General features: G+C 66.5%; 17 protein-coding genes. 6 read left to right on the top strand and 11 right to left on the bottom strand.

The annotated features are described in order from the left end of the window. The first annotated feature begins 5 nt into the window (after window positions 1–5). Genes AC1C2N_RS01960 through AC1C2N_RS01945 form a run of 4 tightly spaced genes read left to right on the top strand, consistent with a single transcriptional unit; the run spans window position 6 to window position 6,533 of the window. Complete coding sequence (locus AC1C2N_RS01960; protein ID WP_495432645.1) at window positions 6–1,544, top strand: O-antigen ligase family protein; 1,539 nt, start codon at window positions 6–8, stop codon at window positions 1,542–1,544. Beyond that, a complete protein-coding gene (locus AC1C2N_RS01955; protein ID WP_495432644.1) occupies window positions 1,541–2,824 on the top strand; it encodes a glycosyltransferase family 2 protein in 1,284 nt (427 codons plus the stop codon). The genes AC1C2N_RS01960 and AC1C2N_RS01955 overlap by 4 nt, the downstream gene beginning before the upstream one ends. Continuing rightward, complete coding sequence (locus tag AC1C2N_RS01950) at window positions 2,821–4,497, top strand: lipopolysaccharide biosynthesis protein (protein ID WP_495432643.1); 1,677 nt, start codon at window positions 2,821–2,823, stop codon at window positions 4,495–4,497. The genes AC1C2N_RS01955 and AC1C2N_RS01950 overlap by 4 nt, the downstream gene beginning before the upstream one ends. A gap of 35 nt (window positions 4,498–4,532) precedes the next feature. Further along, window positions 4,533–6,533 carry a GDSL-type esterase/lipase family protein gene (locus AC1C2N_RS01945; protein WP_495432642.1) on the top strand — a complete coding sequence of 667 codons (2,001 nt, stop codon included), beginning with the start codon at window positions 4,533–4,535 and terminating at the stop codon, window positions 6,531–6,533. Between the two features lie 614 nt (window positions 6,534–7,147). Here AC1C2N_RS01945 and AC1C2N_RS01940 read toward each other — a convergent pair. From AC1C2N_RS01940 to AC1C2N_RS01915, 6 genes are all read right to left on the bottom strand, one after another. Further along, a complete protein-coding gene (locus tag AC1C2N_RS01940) occupies window positions 7,148–7,969 on the bottom strand; it encodes an endonuclease domain-containing protein (protein WP_495432641.1) in 822 nt (273 codons plus the stop codon). A 752-nt stretch (window positions 7,970–8,721) separates the two neighbouring features. Continuing rightward, window positions 8,722–9,693 carry a glycosyltransferase gene (locus AC1C2N_RS01935; RefSeq protein WP_483405342.1) on the bottom strand — a complete coding sequence of 324 codons (972 nt, stop codon included), beginning with the start codon at window positions 9,691–9,693 and terminating at the stop codon, window positions 8,722–8,724. A 39-nt stretch (window positions 9,694–9,732) separates the two neighbouring features. Beyond that, window positions 9,733–11,301: a sugar transferase gene (locus tag AC1C2N_RS01930; protein ID WP_495432640.1), complete on the bottom strand. Its 1,569-nt coding sequence runs from the start codon at window positions 11,299–11,301 to the stop codon at window positions 9,733–9,735. 170 nt (window positions 11,302–11,471) lie between these two features. Next, entirely contained in the window at window positions 11,472–12,200 is a 729-nt protein-coding gene (locus tag AC1C2N_RS01925; RefSeq protein WP_495432639.1) for a polysaccharide pyruvyl transferase family protein, read from the bottom strand. A 68-nt stretch (window positions 12,201–12,268) separates the two neighbouring features. Next, window positions 12,269–13,492, bottom strand: a complete 1,224-nt coding sequence (locus tag AC1C2N_RS01920; RefSeq protein WP_495432638.1) for a glycosyltransferase family protein — start codon at window positions 13,490–13,492, stop codon at window positions 12,269–12,271. Beyond that, window positions 13,489–14,076, bottom strand: a complete 588-nt coding sequence (locus AC1C2N_RS01915; RefSeq protein ID WP_495432637.1) for an acyltransferase — start codon at window positions 14,074–14,076, stop codon at window positions 13,489–13,491. The genes AC1C2N_RS01920 and AC1C2N_RS01915 overlap by 4 nt, the downstream gene beginning before the upstream one ends. A gap of 171 nt (window positions 14,077–14,247) precedes the next feature. On the opposite strand from AC1C2N_RS01915, the gene AC1C2N_RS01910 reads away from it, so the two are divergent. Next, window positions 14,248–14,706 (top strand): hypothetical protein, encoded by a 459-nt coding sequence (locus AC1C2N_RS01910; protein WP_483405337.1) that lies wholly within the window; start codon window positions 14,248–14,250, stop codon window positions 14,704–14,706. Here AC1C2N_RS01910 and AC1C2N_RS01905 read toward each other — a convergent pair. Together AC1C2N_RS01905 and AC1C2N_RS01900 are read right to left on the bottom strand one after the other, a co-directional pair. Beyond that, on the bottom strand, window positions 14,703–16,181 hold the full coding sequence (locus AC1C2N_RS01905; RefSeq protein WP_483405336.1) for a malate:quinone oxidoreductase: 1,479 nt from the start codon (window positions 16,179–16,181) through the stop codon (window positions 14,703–14,705). The two genes, AC1C2N_RS01910 and AC1C2N_RS01905, sit on opposite strands and share 4 nt — an antisense overlap. A 73-nt stretch (window positions 16,182–16,254) precedes the next feature. Then, window positions 16,255–16,878, bottom strand: coding sequence for a MerR family transcriptional regulator (locus AC1C2N_RS01900; RefSeq protein ID WP_483405335.1), 624 nt, complete (start codon window positions 16,876–16,878; stop codon window positions 16,255–16,257). A 70-nt stretch (window positions 16,879–16,948) separates the two neighbouring features. Between AC1C2N_RS01900 and AC1C2N_RS01895 the strand changes: the two genes are divergently transcribed. Beyond that, on the top strand, window positions 16,949–17,365 hold the full coding sequence (locus AC1C2N_RS01895; RefSeq protein WP_483405334.1) for a hypothetical protein: 417 nt from the start codon (window positions 16,949–16,951) through the stop codon (window positions 17,363–17,365). A gap of 43 nt (window positions 17,366–17,408) precedes the next feature. Here the strand turns inward: AC1C2N_RS01895 and AC1C2N_RS01890 are convergent, their stop codons facing one another. The 3 genes from AC1C2N_RS01890 to AC1C2N_RS01880 are packed head-to-tail and all read right to left on the bottom strand — an operon-like array spanning window position 17,409 to window position 21,386. Beyond that, a complete protein-coding gene (locus AC1C2N_RS01890) occupies window positions 17,409–18,566 on the bottom strand; it encodes a GGDEF domain-containing protein (protein WP_483405333.1) in 1,158 nt (385 codons plus the stop codon). Further along, window positions 18,559–19,743: a GGDEF domain-containing protein gene (locus AC1C2N_RS01885; protein WP_483405332.1), complete on the bottom strand. Its 1,185-nt coding sequence runs from the start codon at window positions 19,741–19,743 to the stop codon at window positions 18,559–18,561. Before AC1C2N_RS01885 ends, AC1C2N_RS01890 begins: the two co-directional genes overlap by 8 nt. After that, on the bottom strand, window positions 19,740–21,386 hold the full coding sequence (locus AC1C2N_RS01880) for a sensor histidine kinase (protein WP_483405331.1): 1,647 nt from the start codon (window positions 21,384–21,386) through the stop codon (window positions 19,740–19,742). The genes AC1C2N_RS01885 and AC1C2N_RS01880 overlap by 4 nt, the downstream gene beginning before the upstream one ends. Window positions 21,387–21,458: the final 72 nt, after the last annotated feature.

Raw genomic sequence — 21,458 nt, 5'->3', positions numbered from 1 at the left:
CCGTCATGACGACGACCCTCCCTGGGCCAGGCGCCCCACCGACACCGGCAGAGCGCGGCGTGCCGCAACTGCCGGCCCCCGCGAACGATGCAGGCCAGATGGCGATGATCGGCGAGCGCGTGAGGGACGCCGTACTGAGCTTCCGGCCGAGCCGCTCAGGAATTGCGCTCACCGTCCTCGCTGCCGTTGTCCTGTTCATTCCCGTTCGGCGGTACGCGATCCCGATCCCGCTGTCGTTCGCCCTCGAGCCCTATCGCGCCGTGATCGTGCTGCTCATCGTCGCTGTCGGGGTGGCCCTCCTCATCGACCCGCGCTTTACCTGGCGCCCGATCGCCTTCGGCGCTCCGCTCCTCATCTGGCTCATCACCATGATCGTGTCTGTCGCCGTCAACGCGACGATTCTCACCGAAGAGGGCCTGGCATCCGGAGCGATCGGCGCCCTCGGCAACTACGCGATCGTCGTCGCGCTGCTCTACCTGACCCGCCAGCTGCTGCGCTCTGCCCGGACCGTGAACACACTGCTCACCGCCCTCGTCATCTTCTCGGGAATCGTGGGCTTCTTCGCTCTCGTCGAGAAGGTCACGAGGGAGAACGTATTCATGAAGCTCTCGAGCGTCCTGCCGCTCGAGCTGCTGCGTGACGGAGGAGAGGCATTACGCGCTGGCGGGGCTCGCGCGTATGCGTCAGCGCAGCATCCGATCGCGCTGAGCGTCATGCTGTGCATGCTCATCCCGCTCGCGCTCTACCTGGCGAAGTACGCGGCCTGGCCACACAACATCTACAACCGCAAGATCTTCTTCGGCGGTATCGTTGCGCTCCAGCTGTTCGGAATCGCCGCAGCCGTCTCGCGCACCGCCGTTGTCACGCTCGCCGTCATGTTCCTGATCATCCTGATCACGAGGCCGATCCTCGGGATTGTGCTCGCGAGCTTCGCCCTGCCCGCCGTCGTGGTCGCGGCCGCCATCATCCCGAAACCATTCGAGGCCATGTTTGGCGGGTTCCTCGACCCGGAGGCCCTCATCGCCTCTCAAAAAACATCGCCGGGGTTCACGGGGGCCGGCCGCCTCGCCGACCTCGACCCCGCGCTCGAGATCGTCTCGCAACAGCCGTTCTTCGGATCGGGACTGGGCTCGCGGATCGTCATCGGCGACACGGCGAACTCGTTCATCCTCGACAACCAGTGGCTCGGAACGCTCATGGAGGTGGGCGCGCTCGGTGTGATCGGCGTGCTCGCCCTGCTCCTCATTCCGGCGTCACGGCTTGTCGCATACGCGTTCAGCCCAGCGCACTCGCCGCAGTACGCGGCGCTCGCTCTCGCGCTGGCCATCTCGATTGCCGGCTACGGCACGGCGATGTTCTTCTACGACGCGTTCGGATTCTTCCAGACCTTCATGCTGCTGTTCATGCTGCTTGGGGTCGGCGCGTGGGTGCTCACGGAAGCACCGACGCGAAACACTGTGGCCGGGTCGGCATCGGGGCAGGTGCCGGCCCGGTCACGCCCTCTCGACGGGCTACGGCCGCGACGGCGGCGGGAGCTCGCGTGAGCGCGCCGCGGGCGTCCGGTGCCGGGATGAGCGTCATCATCCCGGCACACAATGAAGCGGCGGTCCTCCCCCGTCTGCTCCGCGAACTCCGGGCGGATGCCGACCTTCGCGTCATTGTCTCCGCCAACGCGTGCACCGACGACACCGTCGCTGTGGCGCGGGCGGCAGGCGGTGATGGTGTGCGCGTGGTCGAGACCGCTGAGCCCTCGAAGACTGTTGCGTTGAACGCCGGTGACGCGATTGCCGGCGACCACTATCCGCGTGCCTATGTCGACGCGGACGTCGTCGTCTCCGCCGCGACGCTGCACGCCCTCGCCGCCGCCCTCAGCGCGCCGGGCGGTCCCCTCGTCGCGGCACCGACGCTCTCGGTCGACACGTCGGCGGCGAGCTGGGCTGCCCGCGCCCACTACCGAATCTGGGAACTCAGCGATTACCGCCTGGCCGGTCACGTCGGATCCGGCATCTACGCCCTGTCAGCCGAGGGACGGGCGCGCTTCGGCGCTTTCCCCGATGTCATCGCCGACGACAGGTTCGTCCAGCAACTGTTCTCACCGTCGGAGCGGCTGACCCTCGATGAGACGTTCGTCGTTCGCGCGCCCGCAACGCTGCGGGCTCACATCCGCAGGGCAACACGCATCGCCGCGGGAAACCGACAGTTGCGCCGACGCGCCGAGGTGGCGCGGATCGCGGGAGTGCCGGGCGCAGCAGCGGGCGCCTCCGTTCCGACACAGACGGGCGCCGCAGCGGGCGCCTCCGACGCGGCACAGACCGGCGCTGCACCGACCGCCGCCCAGGCACAGACCGGCGCTACACCGGCGTCCACCCTGGCGCCCGGAGGACGTTTCGGGAGGAAAAACCCGGCACCCGGCCACCCATACCCACCGGACCCCCCGATCCACCTCCCGAAACCCGCCGCCGACCCGGTGCCCGGCGCCACAGCGGGCGCCTCCGACGCGGCACAGACCGGCGCTGTACCGACCACCGCCCAGGCACTGACCGGCGCGGCACTGGCGTCCACCCCGGCGCCCGGACGACGTTTCGGGAGGAAAAACCCGGCACCCGGCCACCCATTCCCGCCGGACCCCCCGATCCACCTCCCGAAACCCGCCGCCGCGTCGGGCTACCGCCACCTCCTGGCTCGGGTCGCCGTTCGCCCGCCCCTGTGGCCGTCGTTCCTCGTCTATTGCGTCGGGTACGGCGTCCCTCTCGTTCTCGCGGCGCTGTCGGAACGACGCGGTCGGCTGCCCGGCTGGAACCGAGACGAAACGAGCCGCGCATGAGGCCGCCCCGCACACCAACGGCTCCGGCGTCGGCACCGCGCGTTGAGGCGCCGGCGTCCTCGGCAACATCCGCGTCAGCGAATGACCGGCTCGGCCACCAGGCCAGCCGCGGCGTCCTCGTAACGATGGGCGGAACCTGGTCGAAGACCATTCTGCAGACCGTGTCCACGGTTGTCCTCGCTCGACTCCTCGATCCGTCCGACTTCGGACTCATCGCCATGATCATGGCCATCGTCGGCATCGCCGACCTCGTCCGGGACTTCGGCATGACCGGCGCCATCATCCAGGCGAAGAAGCTCAACGACAGGACCTGGTCGAGCGTGCTCTGGCTCAGCGCCGGAGTCGGCGTGATCGGCACCGCGCTCATCGCCCTCGCGGCTCCCCTGATCGCGTCGATCTACGACGAGCAACGACTCGTGCTGCTGAGCATCGCCGTCGCACCGACCCTCCTGATCAACGGCCTCGCGATGCCGCTGCAGGCGAAGGTTCAGCGCGACCTCAAGTTCGGCGTGCTCGCGCGCATCGACGTAATCTCCATGGCGCTTGGCGTCGCACTCTCCATCGCCGCTGCCCTCGCTGGCTGGGGTGTCTGGTCGCTCGTCGTTTTCACCGGAGCGGCGAGCGTGTATCGACTGATTGCGCTGTGGGTCGCGGCCCGCCCCCACTGGGGACGACCGCACGTCGACCGCGAGGTACTTCCCCTCCTCACCACGGGTGGCTCGATCTTCGGCGTGCAACTGCTCAACTACCTGGCGCGCAACGTCGACAACGTCGTGATCGGCCGCCAACTCGGCTCGGACGTACTCGGCCAGTATTCGCGGGCATATGCACTCTTCATGCTCCCGCTCCAGCAGCTCAACGGACCGCTCGGCCGTGTCGCGCTGCCCGTGCTGAGCCGCCTGCAGGATGACGGGCCGCGCTACCGGCGATACGTCCGCGCCTCGCTGATGGTGATCGCCTACCTCACGCTGCCCGCGTTCGCGATCGCCGCCGCGCTGGCGCATCCGCTGGTCCTGCTGCTTCTCGGTCCGCAGTGGGATGCCACGGCGTCGATTTTCGCGCTGCTCACCATCGCCGGCGTTGCGCAGGCCATCGGCAACGTGCAGGGCTGGATCTATATCTCGCTCGGTCGTGCGCACCGGCAACTGGTCTACTACATCGTCTCGCGGCCGATCATCATCGCCTCGTTCTTCGTCGGGCTGTGGTGGAACGGGGTCGACGGGCTCGCCCTCGCGTACGGCCTCGTGTCGCTCGCGGTTCTCGTTCCCGGGTTCGCCTGGGCGATCCGCGGCACCTTCGTCACCGGGCGCGATGTCGTCCTGCCCGTGCTTCGGCCCGCCCTGCTCGTGCCGTTCGCCTTCGGAGCGGCGTGGGCGACGACGCTGCTCGCGCTTCCGGCGATCCTCCAGGTGCTGGTTGGCGGTGTGGCTGGACTGGTTCCGCTCGGTCTCGCCATGGTCATCCCCGCCTATCGGCGCGACCTGGCGCAGATCATCGAGTTCGTGAAGAAAACCCGCAAACCACAGCCCCCGGCGGAGTCCGCGGATAGCGTTGACGACACAGGCCGCGACGACGATGAGCGCCGACCCGCGGGGACACCACAGGTTTCGCCGGTGGCAGCGCAGGCTACAACGCCGGCCACATCGGCGAAGGATCGGGGGACGTCAGCGTGAGACACCCATCAAGGATTCCAGCCGTTCGGATGCTGATGGCCGGCATCGCAGCGGCTCTCGTGCTCGCGGGATGTTCGGCACCGGCACCAGCGCCGACTCCGCCACCGTCCACGGCATCCGCACCGTTCGAGATTTCGGCGATCGCGTCGCTCGGCGATTCCATGAGCCTCGGCGTGAACGCCTGCGACGGCGGCGGCCACTGCCCGGAAGCGTCGTGGGCGACGGGAACCGACCCGATGGTGCAGTCACTCGCCTCCAGGGTGGCGGAGACCAGCGGTGCCGTTCCCACCACCGAGATTCTCGCCGGTGACGGCGCCGGCGTCGAAAGCCTGCCGGACCAGGCGGCCAGAGCCGTGGAGCTGGGCCCGGACCTGGTCACCGTACTCATCGGCGCGAACGATGTCTGCGCCCCGTCCTACGACGACATGACACCGGAGGCCGCGTTCGCTGAGAACGTCACGGCGGCATTCGACACCCTCGCCGCCGGGCTCCCCGACGCACGCGTGTATGTGTCTTCGCTGCCGAACCTCGTCCGTCTCATCGATGCCAAGAAGGACGACCCGACGGCGGTCGCCACCTGGAAGAAAATCGCGCAGTGCCGCTCGCTGTTATTCAACGCGACAAGCAGCGAACCGGCCGATGTCGACCGCCGAGCGTCGATCTCCGCCCTCATCGAGAAATTCAACGGCGTACTCGCCGACGCGTGCGCCACGCATCCGCATTGCATCTGGGATGGCGACGCTGCGTTCGAACTCGAATTCACCGGCGACGACGTCTCGTCGATCGACTTCTTCCACCCATCGACGCTCGGGCAGCAGAAGCTTGCCGCCGTGGCGTGGGACGTGATCACCAGTTCGGGTGAGCTCGCCACGTCTTCAGGCACCGGCGTCGACGGCGGCGCGGTCGACGCGTCGAGCACCGTTCTCGACCCGCCGGGCGCGACGGGATCGCGCCTGGCATCGACCGGAAGGCTCGACAGCTCGAATGCTTTGGCCGCCGCGCCGAAGGGATCGGGATCGGCGTGCTCGACCGGGTCACCGTGCTCCCTTGAGACAGCGCTTGGCAAGGCCGGCGCCGGCAGCGTCATCACCCTGGCCGACGGCAATTACGGCAGCAAGAACCTCACGGGCATCGACAACCTCGCGTCGCTCGGTTCCGCTGTGGTCGTCGCTCCTGCCGCGGGCGCGACGCCCACATTCGACAGGCTCGAGGTGGGGATCCCGTCGGTGACCTGGCGCGGCATCACCGTCACCGGTGTGATGTTCGTGAACAAGCCGGCCGTCGACACCCGGCTCGAGAACGTGCACCTCTCTGGAACCGGGTTGTTCGTCCGGTCGCAGCATGTCACCGTCAGCGACAGCCTCTTCGAGGGTGGATCGAGCGTTGATGGAATCCAGGTGGGGGGAGCATCCGATGTTCTGATCGAGAACAACGAGGTGCGCGACTTCGACCAGAACAAGGACAACGGGCTGCACGCGGATTGCGTGCAGATTTTCGACAGCGCGAATGTGACGCTTCGGGCCAACAAGCTCAGCAATTGCTACAACGCCGGCATCATCCTGTCGTCGGGCAAGGGCACCGGGATGAAGAACATCCTGATCGAGTCGAACTTTGTGCAGGGGTGCATCGTGAAGACCGATGACTGCCAGGGCGGGTCTGCTGCCGACCTGCGCTACGCCAAGACGAAGAACCTGGTCGTGCGAAACAACTCGTTCTCGGGCGGATCGCTGCGGCTCGACCCGCTGCCTGGGCTTGTTTTCGATCGCAATATTGTGGCCTACCTCGCCGACTGTTCGAGCCCGATGACGAACTCGATTGTCGAGAAGTGGAATGAGAAGTCGTGTTCAGAACCGGATGCCGTGGGCGCCGGGGGCAACCGCACAGGGGATGTGCTCTATGTGGATGAGGAAGCCGGCGACCTTCATCTTCGGGATGCGGGCAGTGCGGCGATCAGTCCGGCCGGCCCCCACGTGCCGGCGAGGGCCGACATCGACGGGCGACCGCTCCCCGCTGAGGTGGCGGGGGCGGCGGGGTAGCCGGGAGTCTTCGCAGCGCGGCGTTCCGGGTTTGCTCGAGTGACACTTCCTGTGGGTGCGCCGCCCCAGCACCCACCACAACCGTCACTCGAACGTCGGGACCACGTCCCCGAGCCGCCCGCTCGAGTGACACTTCCGCCCCTGGCCGCCCGCTCAAGTGACACTTCCCGCGGGTGCGCGGGTCCAGCATCCACCACAACTGTCACTCGAACGTCGACACCGCCTCCCCTCCGTCCCGAGCCGCCCGCCCGCCCAAGTGACCCCACCACCCCGGGCCGCCCGCTCAAGTGACACTTCCCGCGGGTGGGCCGCCCCAACACCCACCACAACTGTCACTCGAACGTCGACACCACCTCCCCGCCGCCTCGAGCCGCCCGCCCGCCCGCCGGAGTGACACTTTCAGTGGGTGCGCCGCCCCGGCACCCACAACAACCGTCACCCGGATGTCGACACCACGTCCCCACCAGCCATCGGGCCGCCCACCCAAGTGACACTTCCCGCGGGTGGGCCGCCCCAGCACCCACCACAACTGTCACCCGAACGTCGCGGCGCCCGCGTGACAGCAGGAGCGCGCGCCACACGCATCCGTGCCGGCCCGATAGTCTCAGGCGGGTTCAGGCATCCGGCGACCAGCCGCGCGCGATGAGCGCGACTCTCACGCGGCGCACGACCTCTGTCGGATTCGAGCCGAGCAACGAATCCCGAACGCGAATGAAGCGCCATCCGTGCTCCACGAACCGGTCGATGCGGTCGATATCCCGATCGAACTGGTACCGACTCTCCCTATGCTGCTCACCGTCGAACTCGACGATGACCTTGTACTCGGGATAGGCGAGGTCCGCCCGTCCAAGGAACGTCCCGCCGGCCGTATAGATGTTCGCGTTGATCTCCGGCTCCGGGAGGCCGGCATCCACGAGCGTGAGGCGCAGTACCGTCTCCTTCGGTGACTCGACCCCTTCTCTGATGCGATCCAGTGCCTCCCGAAGCTTCGCGGCCCCGCGGCGACGGCACCAACTGGTGGCCGTCTCGAGCTCCGCCCGGGTGGCGAGCGGGGTGTACACGGGTCGGTACCCGTACTTCTCGAGCGGATCCACACCGCGGAGGATGAAATCGCCGACCGCCACAAGTTCGTAAGTGGTTAATGCGCTCGCCAGTTGCGTCCAGGTCGTCGCCGGCGAGGCCACCGGCAGGCCGAGCCACTCTCTCGTCGTTGCGGTTCCTGGTTTGAGGTGGTGCCCGACGGTGCCCGCGCGCCGTGTCGGTCGATTCGGTTTGAACGCGGAGACGTGAACCACCGGAGCTGCGCCGAGAGCCCAGGGCAATGGCATCCCCCAAATGAGAGCGGCCGTCTGATGGCTGAAGAACTGGCCGTTCTCGAGGACAGTGGCTAGTGCTTTCGCCCGCGCCAGTGGCTCGGCGACCATGGGCGCTGGCACCCGCACTCCCCGAAAGGGAGACTCGAGGTCCGAAGCCCTCAACCTGCCTGGCGAGACCCCAAGCTCCCGGGCCGCCTTCACGCTGACAGGGCCGGTGCGCGCGACCGCCGGAAGTGGTTGCCTTCTCGTCATGCGTCGATGGTCGCGCACTCGCGACAGCCGCGTGAGGGTTATCCACAGGCGAGAAACAGCCGCGGACGCGGCGGCCTCTTCGGGCTTGTCCCGCTCCTGACCGTTGGTGTGACGGATGCTGTGGGTGCGCAGTCGCGACACCCACATCAAGTGTCACCCGAGCGCCGACACCGCTGTGGACGGGCAACCCGGTTGGAGTGACAGTTTGTGTGGGTGCGCGGCCGCGACACCCACATCAAGTGTCGCCCAAGTGCCGCCACCGGAAGCACGGGCCGGTTGGAGTGACAGTTCGTGTGGGTGCGCGGTCGCAACACCCACATCACGTGTCACCCAAGTGCCGACACCGGCAACGGCAGGGCCGCCAGACGGACGGCGAGCTGGGTGGAGTGACAGTTTGTGCGGGTGCGCCGTCGCGACACCCACATCACGTGTCACCCGAGCGCCAGAATCGCGTCGGCGGGCCGCAGCACGGCGCGCGGCAAGGCGGCACCGCCTCCCGCGGCGCGGGGGACGAAGGAGGATGGACGAGGGGGGTGGACGGCGGCCCGGCCTTCGGGATGGTCCGGGCCGCCTGCCCCTCCGGCCGGAACGCACACGACGCCCGACCGGCAGGATTGGTCCTACAGAACTGCCATCGCCGCCGGCACCAGTCCATCGAGGTCGAAGCTCGGCGGTTCCACCCGCTGCGCCGTGCGCACGGATGCCGCGACCAGCGTCGCGAAGTCAAGTCGCTCGGGCGGGCAATCGATAGCGAGGCCACGCCGCGAGAGTTCGGCCGCGATCTGAATCTGGTGGTCGTCCACGTGCTCCCCGAAGCGCGCCAGCCGCGGCACAAGCACCGGGACCTTGCCCGCCTCGATGGCGGTCAGCGCCGCCCCGGTTCCGGCGTGGGCAACGACCACATCGGCCTCGGCAACCGCTCGAGCGAGCTCCGAGTGCAGCACGCTCGCTCGCCCGTCGATTCCGTACGCCGAGACATCCGCTGCGCCGACCTGCCACAGCACCTCACAGCCGTCGAGCAGCGGCACCAGCTTCTGGAACAACCGGTCGAACCCGTATGACTCCTGGGTGCCGAGCGACACCACCGCCCTCCGGATGGGCCGCTCCGGACGGTTGGGGCCAGGCGCAAACTCGTCGAAGATGCTGCCGCGGTACGCCCATTCACTGTCGCTCGCCCAGACGGGGTACTGCGAATACGTCTTGACCCCTGGCATCCTGGCCACAATCCGTCCACTGAGCGATGGCCCCTCCGCTCGCGCCGCGCTCTCGATGTAGTGGCACGGGATACCGCGGGCAAGGGCAACGGGGAACGTTGAGACCGCGGGCGACGAGCCGGTGCTGATCACCGCGGCGAAGTCCCTCTGCGCCATGACCTTCGCGGCGAGCACAGCGTTCCTCAGGATGTTGAATCCGTCACGCGGGGCAGCGAACCTGGCGAAGACCCGGTCGGTGCCGTCGGTGAGCGTACGGCTGAGCCCGTTATCAAAGGTGAACCAGAACTGGTCCTCCGGTGGGATACCGATACGGCGGGCAAGGGTGTGGAGCTGTTTAAGGTGCCCTCCGCCCGAACAGACGAACAGATATTGAGACATTGCGACCTCCCGAATGAGCACAACTGAAAACGGACATTGCTAGTACGCGCCCTCCCTCCTCAAAACGGCACGGACGGTGCGGAGCAGGATCATCAAATCCCCGGTCACTGACCAGTTCTCCACGTAATAGAGGTCGAGCTTCACGCTCTCCTCCCAGCTCAGGTTCGAGCGCCCGGAGACCTGCCACAGCCCAGTGATCCCTGGCTTGATGAGCAGGCGACGCGCGGCGGCGTCTTCATACCGGTCCACCTCGGCCGGCAACGGGGGGCGAGGCCCGATGAGGCTCATCTCCCCGCGCAGCACGTTGACCAGTTGGGGCAGCTCGTCGAGTGAAAATCGTCGGATGAACGACCCGACCCGGGTGACGCGCGGGTCGCTTCGCACCTTGAAGAGCACACCGTTGCCCTCGTCGAGGTGCGAGATCTCGGCACGCCTCGCGTCGGCATCCGGCACCATCGACCGGAACTTCAGCATCGTGAACGACGACCCGCCCACACCGACGCGACGCTGGCGAAAGAGCACAGGAGCGCCGTCCTCGAGGTACACGGCGAGCGCGATTGCGGCGAACACCGGCAGCAGAAGCACCGTGGCGATACCCGCAACGACGACGTCGATCAGGCGCTTCATCCAGTGGTTGAAACCGGTGTACCTGGGCAGCTGCACGTGCACCATCGGCAGTCCCTCGACGCGGCGCATGTGGATGCGCGGGCCGGCGACGTCGGTGAGGCTTGAGACGAGGATCAGTTCGGTGCTCGAGTTCTCGAGCGACCACCCGATCCGTCGCAACTGGTCGCTGCCGCCCGGCAGGTTCCCGGCGACCATCACCGCCTTGGTGCGCGACGAGCGGGACGTTTCCGCAAGAGCATCGAGCGGGATGACGGGCAATCCCTCGAAAACGGATGCCGTCCTGTCGGTGATCACAACGCCGATTGGTCGATACCCAGCCGTGAGGGTAGCGCGGAGCTGGTCGATCACCTCGCGTACGTCCCTCGTCGACCCCACAACGAGAGCACCGGTCAGGCAGCGGCCTCTGCGCCTCAGCTTCGTCAGCCGCACCCGCCAGAACTTTCGCCCGGCGAGGAGGAGGACGAGGCCAGCGGGCAGGGCGACCGCCAGGTAGCCACGGGCCAGGTCGATCTGGAACAGGAACGCGACAGTGGCAAGAAGGGCGAGCGTGATGAGAGTGGCGTTGGCGACGCGCTGGTATTCAGCGAGCCCGACACCGATGAGGCGCGGGGCGCGTGAGCGGGTCGCCGACAGGGCGATGAGCCACACCAGGGCGACAACGACGGCGATCACGCCGTACTCGATCCCGCCCTCGGAGATCCGGAGACTGTCAGGGCCGAACCTCACGAGTTGGGCGAGCAGGAGTGCCGTGAGGACGGCACCGGCGTCGGTGAGAGTGGTCGCGAGGAGATACCGGGTCGGCCAGCGAAGCTTGAGCGGCTGTGGCAGAACGCGCGGGGCCGTGTCCTCAGCCGGCCCCCCATCCAGCCGGACTTCCCCCGGTGTCCGGTCGGCGGGGCGCACCTCTTCTGCGACAGCGTCGATCGACCGTTCCGGCGCGAGCAGCGCACTTTTCCGAGTCGTCGCAAACGTACTGCGCATGAGTGAGAACCAATCATCGTGGGCAAAGATGACGCGGTTCAGGGCCGCATCGAGAACTGTTTCTCACGCTAGCGCAAAAGTGAGGTTTCGTCAGGTTTTTTCGGGGAGGTGTAACCCAACGTTCTTTCGTGTTTACGAACCCGACATCTGGGGTCGCACATCAGGCAGCGTCAGAGCACGCGAGGCCACAATTCGGCGGGAAACGAGTTCATCAACGGCAGCGGGTCCCAGGTCGCCCCCGGGGCGCCGCCGGCTTCGATCGCGACGTCCACCGTCGGAGCCAGGGGCAGCTCAGTGCGGCCCGTCGCCTCGAAGTAATCCCGGTACTTGAAGAGGTTCTCCTTCGCCGGGGCCACGAGCCGCGCCGGAATACCGAGCGATTCAGCGACGATGATGCCGTGCAGGCTCGAACCGACAACAAGTTCGCTGCGGGCTATCCGCTCCAGCACGCGCCAGGCGGGCGCCCGGGGCGACACGACGTTCGGCCGCCCCGCCAGATCGCGGAGGTCATGAAGGTTGGGAATGACGGTGACGCCGTACCGCCGGGGTTCGCTTGCCCAGTCGGACAACTCGGGAAAGAGAGTCGGCAGAAGCAGCGCAGGGTCGCCGTACACCTCCGGCACGGCGAACCCGTGCTCGAGCAGCCGGGCGCGAGTGCGCGGCCCACGGACCGCCCGGATGTCGAGGGAGTGGAGGGTCGCCCACGACGGGTCGACCTTGCCGTTGATCCCACTCCCCCACACGACGTCGGAATTCCTCGCGTAGTGCAGGATCGAACCCACCGTCAGCAACCGGCGGTCGGGAAGCCCGGCATGGATATCGAGACCGAGGCGTTCCCGCATCCGTTCCACGACCATCGGGCCGAGCAGGTCACCAAAGTTACCCACGGCCCGCTTCACGGGCACAAGCCTGCCCAAACGCCCGCGGAAGACCGGACGGCGCGGGTTCCAGTGAACGACCTCGACCGTCACCGCTGTCCCCTTGGCGCTGCGGAAGCAGACCCCGACCTGCCGAACTGGATCGCCGGGTACGTCAACCCCGCCGCCGCCCACGCCGTCGTGAGGATGGTTTCGTGCCTCGACTGCCACGAGTTCTCGCTGAGGAACCGCTGTCGCTCTGTCGCTGACGCGGCCCCGAGCGCCAGCGCCTCATCGAGCCGATCGGCGAAATCGGCGACCGAGCTGGTGAGCAGCACACGCTCGTCGATGTGACGCACCGGCGGCAAGTCAACGGCCAGCACCGGACTGCCTGCCGCCAAATACTCGTACACCTTGAGCGGGCTCATCGCTTCAGTGAGCCTCGTCACGCGGTGAGCGAGCAGGCACACGTCAACGTTGCGCATGGTGGCAACGAGCTCGGTTCTGCCCACCTTCGGACGCACGGTAATCGAACGGATGCCATCGATCGCGGCCAGATACCCGGGATCGGGCAACGGCCCGAGGAGGATGATCGACAGGTCAGGGCGGCGGCGAGCCAGCGCGGCCAGACCCTCGACATCGAGGCGCGTGTCGAGCGTTCCGACGTACAGTGCACGCGGCCCGGGGATCCCGGACAGCCACTCCGGCTCCGGGGGAACATGCCCCTCCCACTCAGCCGGCTCGACCGCGTTGGGGACGACGACGCCAGGACCTCGGGGGTTGATCCGTTCGAGCACCTCTTCAGACACGGCCGCCACTCCCAGACCGCGCTCGGCGATCCGGCGGTAGGCCTCCCGGTACGCGGGCCAGTACTCCTGGCGTGCCGGCGAGCTCAGCCAGTCATCCCTGGCGTAGAAGGTGACGCCGGACGCCCACTCGAGCGGCGCAAAGCCGGCGATGATGGGGTTCGCTGAAATGGTCACGGGCGCCGACTGGCCGAGTTGGGCGGAAGCACGCCGCAGCACCCGGTCGTAGGCGCGGTAGTCGCGCTCGAGGCTGGGGATCGAGATCCCATCGGCGCGCCGCAGGCGCACGGGAGACTGCAGCATGCGCTTCGGCGTCGCAGGAAACGGAGACTGGGATCGCGACAGCGCCCTCACCGCGTGCGATGGCAACCATCGGTACGGGTTGGCTACGAGAAGCCTGTCGACCGCCGGGCTCTCGAGCAACCGCGACAGCAGCCGGTCGGGGGGACGCATCATGCCGCGACTGACGGCATCCGTCCAGGTCTCGTAGCTGAAGGTGAAGACGACATCGTGCGGCGCTGTGCTCACGAGCTGTACTCCGTCGCTGCGACGGCCCCCGGCAGGGAGCGGATGATGCGGGCGGGGATGCCTGCGACAACGGTTCGCGCTGGAACGTCGGTGCGCACAACGCTGAGGGCACCGACGACGGCCCCTTCTCCGATGGTGACGCCAGGCATGATTATCGCGTTCTGACCGATCCAGGCGCCCCGCTTGATGCGGACGGGGGCGACCCGGTCGAGCGGCTGGTCACGGATGAAGACGTCGGGCAGCTCGAAGCCGTGGCTGTGGTCGGAGATATACACCCCGCGCGCGATCGCCACACCATCCTCGATGACGACGCTCGACACGGCAGAGATCTGCGTCTGGTTCATGCGGACCCTGTCGCCGATGACGATCGTCGGGGACGGCGAGTCCTCGACGGGGATCATGAACCACGAGTTGGAGCCGATCAGGCAGCCATCACCGATCGCGATCTTCTCACCGTGCGCCACCCGGAACGGCAGGAGAATACGGCTCCGGCGCCCAAAGCTGTGGAACCCGGAGCGGACGGTGAGGCTGAACAGAGCGTCGCGTATTCGCTGCAGTGCCGTGAGCGCAGTCAACCCGTTCACAATCCTCCTCTGAATGCCTGATGGCGATGAGAACTCACGCCCGCTACCAACATAGCGCGCAGTGAGGATTTGTCACATTCTCCGGTCGGAACTTCACCTGACCGAAACATCCGGGGTACGTGAGGTCGCCGGTGTTGCGCGGTATTGTCAGGTGTCAGAGGGGGAACTCGAATGGTGGCTCCAGATACGCACGCGCGCAATGCGCTCGGCCAGACAACGCCAACGCCAGCGCCGACGGAGCGCGGCGGCGCAGAGGGCAGCCGAACCACACGGCGGTTCTCCCTTGGCACACTCCTTGTCACTGGCCTCGCGACGGCCATCGTGGCGAGCGTCGTGACGGCATCCGTCTTCACTGCCAGCAGCAGGGAGGACGCCCTCGAACAAGAGATCGAGGCGCTCACCGTGCAGTTGGCCGCCGCGGCGCAGACCCTCGAGGACTGCCAGGGTTCACGGCAGGCGATAACGGATGCCGTCACCGAGATTGCGGCCGCCCGCAACGATATGGACAGCGCACTCGGCGCATATGACGCGGGTGCGTCGATCGACGTGACCAGGCAGGCCATCGTCGCCGCGAACGCGCGCTACGCCGGCGCGCTCGAGGACATCGAAGCGATCCCCGGCTGCGGCTAGCGGGTCAGCTCGAGAACCGCTGCCGTTGCGGCGAGGACTTCTTCCGCGCGCTCAGGCTTGTCGTTGAGAGTGACACCGTAGCTCGGGATCATCGACCTGAGCTGCGGCTCCCACCGTTCGAAGTCATCGGGGAAGCAGGTCTTGAGCACATCGAGCATGATCGGGACCGCTGTCGACGCACCGGGGGACGCACCGAGGAGTCCGGCGATGGTGCCGTCTTTCGAGGCGATGACCTCGGTGCCGAACTGGAGGACGCCACCCTTTTTCGCGTCCTTTTTCATCACCTGGGCCCGCTGGCCCGCCGTGATGAGGTACCAGTCCTTCGGGTTCGCGGTCGGCATGAAGGTACGCAGCGCCTGGAACTTCTTCGACTTGCTCGCGACGAGCTCGCCGACGAGGTAGCTGATGAGGCTGGGGTTGTCTTTGGCGACGGCGAGCATCGGGATGAGGTTCGACGGGCGAACCTGCGTGACGATGTCGAGGATGGACCCGTTCTTGAGGAACTTCGGGCTGAATCCCGCGTATGGGCCGAAGAGGAGGCTGGCGTCTCCGTCGACAACCCGCGTGTCGAGGTGGGGCACGGACATCGGCGGCGCGCCGACGGCGGCCTGGCTGTAGACCTTTGCCTTGTGCTCAGCGACGATCGCAGGGTTGTCCGTGCGCAGGAACTGGCCCGAGATCGGGAAGACGCCGTAGCCCTTGATTTCCGGGATCCCCGACTTCTGCAGAAGCTTGAGCGCCCAGCCACCGGCACCGACGAAGACGAAGCGGGCGCTCGTTTGTCCGGGGGTTCGGCCGACGAGTTCGCGGTGACGGATCAGCCACGTTCCGTCCTTCTGCTTCTTCAGAGAGCGCACCTCGGTATTGAGCCGAAGTCTCGCCCCGGCATCCGTCACCGACTCGAAGAGCTGGGACGTGAGCGCTCCGAAGTCGACGTCGGTCCCTGACACCGTGCGCGTTGCCGCGAACGGCTCACCCTTGAGCCGCTTCTTCATGAGCAGGGGTGCCCACTGGTGGATGACCCGCGAGTCTTCGGAGTACTCGATGTCCTCGAAAAGCGGCTGCTTCTTGAGTACCTCGTAGCGGCGGCGGAGGAAGTTCACGTCCTTCTCACCGCGCACGAAGGTCATGTGCGGGGTGGAGTTGATGAAGGTCTTCGGCTCCCGGAGCACGCCCTTCCTGACGAGCGAAGACCAGAACTGCCGGCTCAGCTGGAACTGCTCGTTGATGCTGATCGCCTTGGACGGGTCGATCGAGCCGTCTTTCGACTCCGGCATGTAGTTGAGCTCGCACAGCGCGGCGTGGCCGGTACCGGCGTTGTTCCACGGGTTCGAGCTCTCCTGGGCGACCTCGCCGAGTCGCTCGAAAATCACGACCTTCCAGTCCGGCTGGATCTGCTGAATGAGGGAAGCGAGAGTAGCGCTCATGATGCCGCCACCGATGAGGGCGACATCGACCGAGGCGGAGGAAGTCATGCTTCTAGTTTAGGCGGCAGCGCGGGCCCACTGGCCACGCGCGGCACACGCGAACGGATGCGACGAATGCGCTTTACCCCGATTCTTCCGGCGCCTGACCGAACCGCTTCGCAGCGATGTCCTGGTGGGCGAGCCGCCGCATGGCAATAATCACCGGTTCGTGGAGCGCCGTGCCGAGCACCGCGTACTCGATCGGACTCAGGTCGCTCCCGCCCATACCCGCCATGTCGAACTCGGCAATACCCCTGACCTGCCGGGCGTACAGGTCGAGCCGCTCATCGCTCAGCCCTACCCCGGCCTCTTCCGCAGCCTCGAGCGCGTACTCAAGCTGCGCCGTCGCGGCGTACTCCGGGTCGTAGACCTGGCCGAGGCGCTCAAGCACGGCCCGTGCCCGGGGATAATCGGGACCCGTCTGATCGCGGTAGGGAGGCAGGCTGCCAACCGCGCGACCGAGGGACGAAAAGAGGTCGTCGCCCGGGTTGTCGATGAGGTCCAGAACTATTTTCACTTTGGACAGGGGAAGACCCGCAACCGAGGTCAGTGCCTTGATCACCCGCAGGCGCCGCACATGGTCCTCGGTGTACTGAGCCTGCGTAGCACCGGTGGAGATTCCGGCGGGCAGGAGTCCCTCGCGGAGGTAGAACTTCACTGTCGCGCGTGGCACACCGGTTCGCTCAACGAGAGCAGAAATTTTCACGTTCCCCCTTGTGTTGGATTGCTTCAGTATCCAAAAATGGATACCCCTACTATCCCTCTTGGAGTCTACCGTGCACGCAGCAAACCTCATTAACGCCGGAATCGTCCTCCTCACCGTGGTTGCCATCGAATCCGGAGGCGTGTTCCTCCTCAGGGTGGTGGGAGGACGACAACGCGCGAACGACCTGCAGAAGAGCTTTTACCGGGCCGGCCACGCTCACGCCGGCGTTCTCGTGATCCTCGGGCTCGTCACGCTCCTCCTCGTCGACGGAAGCGGCGCAAGCGGACCTGTGGTGTGGGCCCCGACCCTCGTGCTTTCCGCGGCCATCCTGATGCCCGCCGGATTCTTCCTCTCCGCGATCGGCGATGATCCGAAGAAGCCGAACCGGTTTGTCGTGCTTCTCTTCATCGGGGCGGCTGTTCTCGCCGCTGGCCTCATACTCGGAGGGGCCGGCCTGATCATGGAGGGGGTCGCAAACGTCGGTTGATCCTCACTCGGGTTTCCTTGTGAGCAGCCTCCCCCTCAGCTGGCTACGACGAGGCGCTGCTCGCGGCGGAGGTCGCGACCCGCGAGCCCGCGGCAGCACGCGCTCGAGCGCAGGCAGCGGTCGCAGCCTCGAGCAGCGCATCGAAATTGTGCTCCTCGGAGAAGGAGTCGCTCGTGCCGATGCTGACGCCAAGCCGAAATCCCTTCTTGCCCGCCACGGTCACACCGACGAGAGCGTCGAGCAGTTCGAGTGCACGTCGCTCGCCGTCCTGTGGCTTGGGAGAGATTCCGACGAGCGCAAAGCGTCCGGCCCCCCGGTACCCGATGAGCGTCGTTGGATAGAGCTGCTCTCGGAGGAAATCGGCGAGTGCCCTGATGACGTCATCCCCGAACGCGGCGCCATAGGTGATGTTGATCTCCTCGAGGCCGTTGATCTCCACCACGAGCACCGCTGAGTTCTCGCCGTAGTTTTTCACGCGGGCGACGCGGTCACGAGCGCCGGGGACGAACGCTCGCCAGTCCAGGACCCCCATCGCGAAGGTCGTGACTGCGCTTCGAAGAGCCGCATTCCCCATCCGCGCCGCCGCCAGCATGGCCGTCGTGAACGCGACGATCGTGTAGGTGACGAGGCAGACGAGCGCCGTCGTCGTCGCGTTGAAGTACTCAACGAACACGGGGTGATCAGGGCCGGCGATCGCAAATGTTGCGAGCCTCGCCGCGGTCCAGGCAGCCCCGATCGAGCACACGATGGTGATGACACGGCCGTTCACCCGCTTCGCCAGGTCTCCCCTGAGGCTCTCGATGCCGCTGGCGATGGCCAGCAGGATGATGGCCGCCATCGTCACAGAGGCGCCGGCCCATTCGCCGAGCTCGGGGACCTCAATGGCGGTGACGACCCCGGTCGCCAGGAAGAACACGCCGACGACGAGAAGTCGGGGGCGACGCGCGTTGAAGGCCATGCACCCGCTCCAGAGTCCGCCGACGGCACCGACCGCGGCCACGTTCGGCACGATGTTGAGCGCGGACTCCGGGCTGAGCCACGGGGCGAACGCGGCGGCGACAACGCACAACGCGGCGAAGACATACATCATGCTCCACGCCTGCATGAGCCTCACCTTGGAGGTCATAGCCACGTTGAGCATGGCCGCGGCACCAATCGCCAGCACAACGGCAACGCTGACCACGATTACTGCATCATGCACGGGAGTACTCCTCGGGGTGACCGACGATCACGTTGCCGCCCGCCGCGCGCCCTTCGTCGATGAGCAGCGACACTCGCCGGGCCAGACTGGCGAACCGCTCACCTGGCTCCGGAACAGCGAGCGCGATCGTCACGCTCGCTCTGAGGCCCTGGGATTCATCGATGGGAGTATCGACGAGCAACGAACGGATCTGCTGTGCTCGCTCCAGGGAACGGTCGAGGTCGTCAAACAGGAGACCGTCGAAGCCCGCACGGGTTGTGTGGCCGAGAAGAGCGGATGCCGGGGCGACGGCCCGGAGCGTCGAGCCGACCAGACGTGCGGCTGTGGCGGTGAATGAGTGCCCGAACGCCGTGTTCATCTCCGCCAGGTTGTCGATCTCGATCCGCACGAGCACGCAGGTTTCACCCGGACTCTCGAGACGCTCGAGGCGGTCATCAGCGACGCTGGCAAACTGGTCAGGGGACGCGAAGCTGCCCAACTCGCGGGGGGCGTCGGGGTGTGCTCGCCGCGTTTGAGTGCCTTCGGTCCGGAGCACAGCCATGGAGGTCGACGCCGTGATGACGAAGAGAATAGTCACGAAAGTCGTCACATCAGAGTCGAGATACGTGCGGAACACGAAACTGTCTGGCCCGCTCGAGGCAAACACGACGGCGCGGACGGCATAAAAACCGCCAACCACCGACATGACCACCGCGAGCATCCGTGCGTTGAGGCTCCGTCGCATCCGGCCCGAGAACGACTCGACAGCGGCGAGCAGGGCAAATACCGTGACGCCGAGAAGGAACACCAGACCGCCGGCCCAGCCGCCCGCGGCCGCGTCGACCCAGGCAGCGATGACAACGACGAGGCCGCCGGCGATGCTCACAACGTACAGGGGCCTTCGGCCGTTGAAAGCTCTGCTCCCCGACCAGACGAACCCCATGGACATGGCCAGGGCACCGTTTCCGATACCGACCGAAATCATCGCATCGGGGACCACCGCCCAGACGGCGTAGGACGTCATCGTCGTGACGCCCAGAATGAACGCCGCGGACCATAACCGGCTGGCAACATCGTTGTGCTGCATCACCGTGCTGAGGATGAAGATCGTGCCGCACAGTGTGACGACGAGGCCAGTCGCCAACAGGAGCGTCGGCAGGTCGAGGGAGACCGGACCGCCCATGAACGCGCGCATCACTCGGCCTCCGACGGTACGCGGGGAAGCGTGATGACCATCGTGGTTCCGGCAGGGCTCGACGCAGACATCCGTATGTTCCCGTCGTGTGCCTCAACGATTTCCTGGCTGATGGCCAGCCCGAGCCCGGTTCCATGAATACTCGAGTTACGCACCGACTCCGCGCGGTAGAACCGCTGGAACAGACTCTTCTGCTCCTCGGCCGTCATCCCGCTGCCTGTGTCAGACACGAAGATCTCCACCTCGTCGTCATCCCCGATGACCGCCACGCTCACGCGGCCTCCCGGGTGGTTGTACTTGACGGCGTTCGACAGCAGGTTGTCGATGACCTGGCGGACGCGGAACTCGTCGGCGTAGACGATCGGTGAGCCGATGGAGGTGAGCAGCAGCGAAATCCGCCGCTCGTCCGCCATCGGCTTGAGCGATTGGATTGACTGCTTGGCGAGAACCGCCAGGTCGGTCGGCGCGAAGTTCAGGAGGAACCCGGCGTTCTCGTTCTGTGAGGCGCGCAAAAGGTCGCTCACGATCGACAGCAGCCGATCCGCGTTGTTGAGCGCGACATCCACGTATTCCCTGTCCTGCCCCTTCAGCGAATCACCGTCGAGCACAAGCTCGAGATAGCCGAGGATCGAGGTGAGCGGGGTGCGCAATTCGTGAGAGACGGATGCAACGAGGTCGTCTCGGGCGCGGATCGCGGCGAGCTCTGCGGTGAGATCGCGGGAGACCATCACCGCGCCCTCGCGTTTTCCCTCGGCGTTGGTGAACGGGCGACTGGTCATCCCCAGCGCGAGTCGCTTCTCCCCCGGCTCGCCGTACCAAACGATCAGGTTCTCAAAACTCTCGCCACGCAGCATCCGTTCGAGGGGGCGCTCTCCGACCGGGAGTGGTGTGACGCCGTCCTCGCGATAGCCGACGGCGGGGAAGTACGACGACGATGGCGTCCCGAAATCATCGAGCCAGCGCCGGTAGGTCCGGTTGACTATGGTGTGACGCCCGAACCTGTTGGTTGCGACAACACCGAAAGACACGGTATTCATAACCTGGTCGAGGGTCCGCTCGTCGCGCCGTGCCCGATCGAACGCGCTCTCGAGGAGTTCGGCCTGCTGCCGGAGAAGAACCCGCTGCGCCTGGGTCTTTCGCGTGCCGATATAGGTCGCCGTTGAGACGAAGATCAGCACGACAGGGATGATCAGAGCGCCGATCACTCTCGTGCCGGACGACGGGTCCTGCACGACGAAAAGACCGGCGATGAGCAGGACCGTGGACATCGCCGGTCCGGCGATCGCACCGGCCAGGCCGAAGTATGTCGCCATCCAGAGCACGGGGAAAACCAGGAAAAGCCCTGCACCGAGCGCGGGTTCCGCCACCCGCAGCACGACGATGGCAACGATGTCGAGCAGGGGCACGAGGACGGTCCACTTCTTGCCCAGTCTGCCCCACGGAACCACCCCCGCCCCCGCTGTCGTGACGAAGACAAACGCGACCCCGAGAAAGAACAATTCGGGATTCGAAACGGTGCTGGGGATTGTCAGAGCAATGCCGACGAGCAGGAGGACTGCGCCGGCGAGGAGGAGTTGCCACAGGAAAACGGAACGCTCGAGGTGCCATCGGCTCGACGGCGAAGCCTTCGTCAGGGGCAGTGACATGGCTCTGAGACTAGCAAGCTCCCGCGGTGCTCCCCGACACGAACATGCGGAACCCCTGGTGCGCCCCCGCCA

It is taken from the genome of Mycetocola sp. Y791 (assembly GCF_059445325.1).
The sequence above is the reverse complement of the archived record's forward strand: the minus strand, read 5'-3'. Positions and strand labels throughout refer to the sequence as shown.

Bases quoted from the DNA above. Each gene is read 5' to 3' on its own strand.
- AC1C2N_RS01960 (WP_495432645.1), top strand. From the start codon at position 6: ATGACGACGACCCTCCCTGGGCCAGGCGCCCCACCGACACCGGCAGAG.
- AC1C2N_RS01950 (WP_495432643.1), top strand. From the start codon at position 2,821: ATGAGGCCGCCCCGCACACCAACGGCTCCGGCGTCGGCACCGCGCGTT.
- AC1C2N_RS01945 (WP_495432642.1), top strand. From the start codon at position 4,533: ATGGCCGGCATCGCAGCGGCTCTCGTGCTCGCGGGATGTTCGGCACCG.
- AC1C2N_RS01935 (WP_483405342.1), bottom strand. From the start codon at position 9,693: ATGTCTCAATATCTGTTCGTCTGTTCGGGCGGAGGGCACCTTAAACAG.
- AC1C2N_RS01930 (WP_495432640.1), bottom strand. From the start codon at position 11,301: ATGCGCAGTACGTTTGCGACGACTCGGAAAAGTGCGCTGCTCGCGCCG.
- AC1C2N_RS01910 (WP_483405337.1), top strand. From the start codon at position 14,248: ATGGTGGCTCCAGATACGCACGCGCGCAATGCGCTCGGCCAGACAACG.
- AC1C2N_RS01905 (WP_483405336.1), bottom strand. From the start codon at position 16,181: ATGACTTCCTCCGCCTCGGTCGATGTCGCCCTCATCGGTGGCGGCATC.
- AC1C2N_RS01880 (WP_483405331.1), bottom strand. From the start codon at position 21,386: ATGTCACTGCCCCTGACGAAGGCTTCGCCGTCGAGCCGATGGCACCTC.